This window comes from Bacillus sp. A015 (assembly GCF_053851875.1).
The window spans coordinates 1-3,075 of the sequence record NZ_JBSPZB010000045.1 but is presented as its reverse complement, the minus strand read 5'-3'; the positions used below and the strand labels follow the sequence as shown (position 1 = coordinate 3,075).

General features: G+C 52.3%; 1 rRNA gene. It reads left to right on the top strand.

Going from position 1 to position 3,075, the window contains the following annotated elements:
* Positions 1-95: 95 nt before the first annotated feature.
* Positions 96-3,026, top strand: a 23S ribosomal RNA gene (locus ACSLGF_RS18710).
* Positions 3,027-3,075 lie beyond the last annotated feature (49 nt).

The window sequence follows — 3,075 nt, the reverse complement described above, 5'->3', positions numbered from 1 at the left end:
TGTTCTTTGAAAACTAGATAACAATAAGTAATACATTCACATTGAATGCAATGCAAAGTTCATCACACATAGTGATTCTTTCTAAAGTAAGAAATGGTTAAGTTAGAAAGGGCGCACGGTGGATGCCTTGGCACTAGGAGCCGATGAAGGACGGGACGAACACCGATATGCTTCGGGGAGCTGTAAGCAAGCTTTGATCCGGAGATTTCCGAATGGGGAAACCCACTGCTCGTAATGGAGTAGTATCCATACTTGAATACATAGAGTATGAGAAGGCATACCCGGGGAACTGAAACATCTAAGTACCCGGAGGAAGAGAAAGCAAATGCGATTCCCTAAGTAGCGGCGAGCGAAACGGGAACAGCCCAAACCAAGAGGCTTGCCTCTTGGGGTTGTAGGACACTCTATACGGAGTTACAAAGGAATGATATAAGCGAAGAGGTCTGGAAAGGCCCGCCAGAGAAGGTAACAGCCCTGTAACTGAAATGTCATTCCCTCCAGAGTGGATCCTGAGTACGGCGGAACACGTGAAATTCCGTCGGAATCCGGGAGGACCATCTCCCAAGGCTAAATACTCCCTAGTGACCGATAGTGAACCAGTACCGTGAGGGAAAGGTGAAAAGCACCCCGGAAGGGGAGTGAAATAGATCCTGAAACCGTGTGCCTACAAGTAGTCAGAGCCCGTTAACGGGTGATGGCGTGCCTTTTGTAGAATGAACCGGCGAGTTACGATCCCGTGCAAGGTTAAGCAGAAGATGCGGAGCCGCAGCGAAAGCGAGTCTGAATAGGGCGCATGAGTACGTGGTCGTAGACCCGAAACCAGGTGATCTACCCATGTCCAGGGTGAAGTTCAGGTAACACTGAATGGAGGCCCGAACCCACGCACGTTGAAAAGTGCGGGGATGAGGTGTGGGTAGGGGTGAAATGCCAATCGAACCTGGAGATAGCTGGTTCTCTCCGAAATAGCTTTAGGGCTAGCCTCAAGGTAAGAGTCTCGGAGGTAGAGCACTGATTGGACTAGGGGCCCCTACCGGGTTACCGAATTCAGTCAAACTCCGAATGCCGATGACTTATCCTTGGGAGTCAGACTGCGAGTGATAAGATCCGTAGTCGAAAGGGAAACAGCCCAGACCGCCAGCTAAGGTCCCAAAGTATACGTTAAGTGGAAAAGGATGTGGAGTTGCTTAGACAACCAGGATGTTGGCTTAGAAGCAGCCACCATTTAAAGAGTGCGTAATAGCTCACTGGTCGAGTGACTCTGCGCCGAAAATGTACCGGGGCTAAACGTATCACCGAAGCTGCGGACTGTTCTTACGAACAGTGGTAGGAGAGCGTTCTAAGGGCTGTGAAGCCAGACCGGAAGGACTGGTGGAGCGCTTAGAAGTGAGAATGCCGGTATGAGTAGCGAAAGACGGGTGAGAATCCCGTCCACCGAATGCCTAAGGTTTCCTGAGGAAGGCTCGTCCGCTCAGGGTTAGTCGGGACCTAAGCCGAGGCCGAAAGGCGTAGGCGATGGACAACAGGTTGATATTCCTGTACCACCTCCTCACCATTTGAGCAATGGGGGGACGCAGGAGGATAGGGTAAGCGCGGTATTGGATATCCGCGTCCAAGCAGTTAGGCTGGGAAATAGGCAAATCCGTTTCCCGTAAAGGCTGAGCTGTGATGGCGAGCGAAATTTAGTAGCGAAGTTCCTGATTCCACACTGCCAAGAAAAGCCTCTAGCGAGGTGAGAGGTGCCCGTACCGCAAACCGACACAGGTAGGCGAGGAGAGAATCCTAAGGTGATCGAGAGAACTCTCGTTAAGGAACTCGGCAAAATGACCCCGTAACTTCGGGAGAAGGGGTGCTTCTTAGGGTGTTAAAGCCCCGAGAAGCCGCAGTGAATAGGCCCAGGCGACTGTTTAGCAAAAACACAGGTCTCTGCGAAGCCGTAAGGCGAAGTATAGGGGCTGACGCCTGCCCGGTGCTGGAAGGTTAAGAGGAGCGCTTAGCGTAAGCGAAGGTGCGAATTGAAGCCCCAGTAAACGGCGGCCGTAACTATAACGGTCCTAAGGTAGCGAAATTCCTTGTCGGGTAAGTTCCGACCCGCACGAAAGGCGCAACGATCTGGGCACTGTCTCAACGAGAGACTCGGTGAAATTATAGTACCTGTGAAGATGCAGGTTACCCGCGACAGGACGGAAAGACCCCGTGGAGCTTTACTGCAGCCTGATATTGAATGTTGGTACAGCTTGTACAGGATAGGTAGGAGCCTTGGAAACCGGAGCGCTAGCTTCGGTGGAGGCATCGGTGGGATACTACCCTGGCTGTATTGACCTTCTAACCCGCTGCCCTTATCGGGCAGGGAGACAGTGTCAGGTGGGCAGTTTGACTGGGGCGGTCGCCTCCTAAAATGTAACGGAGGCGCCCAAAGGTTCCCTCAGAATGGTTGGAAATCATTCGCAGAGTGTAAAGGCACAAGGGAGCTTGACTGCGAGACCTACAAGTCGAGCAGGGACGAAAGTCGGGCTTAGTGATCCGGTGGTTCCGCATGGAAGGGCCATCGCTCAACGGATAAAAGCTACCCCGGGGATAACAGGCTTATCTCCCCCAAGAGTCCACATCGACGGGGAGGTTTGGCACCTCGATGTCGGCTCATCGCATCCTGGGGCTGTAGTCGGTCCCAAGGGTTGGGCTGTTCGCCCATTAAAGCGGTACGCGAGCTGGGTTCAGAACGTCGTGAGACAGTTCGGTCCCTATCCGTCGCGGGCGCAGGAAATTTGAGAGGAGCTGTCCTTAGTACGAGAGGACCGGGATGGACGCACCGCTGGTGTACCAGTTGTTCTGCCAAGGGCATCGCTGGGTAGCTATGTGCGGACGGGATAAGTGCTGAAAGCATCTAAGCATGAAGCCCCCCTCAAGATGAGATTTCCCATTCCGCAAGGAAGTAAGATCCCTGAAAGATGATCAGGTTGATAGGTCTGAGGTGGAAGCGTGGTGACACGTGGAGCTGACAGATACTAATAGATCGAGGACTTAACCTATATTCTAATGTGAAGCATGAACATTGTTATCTAGTTTTGAGAGAACATT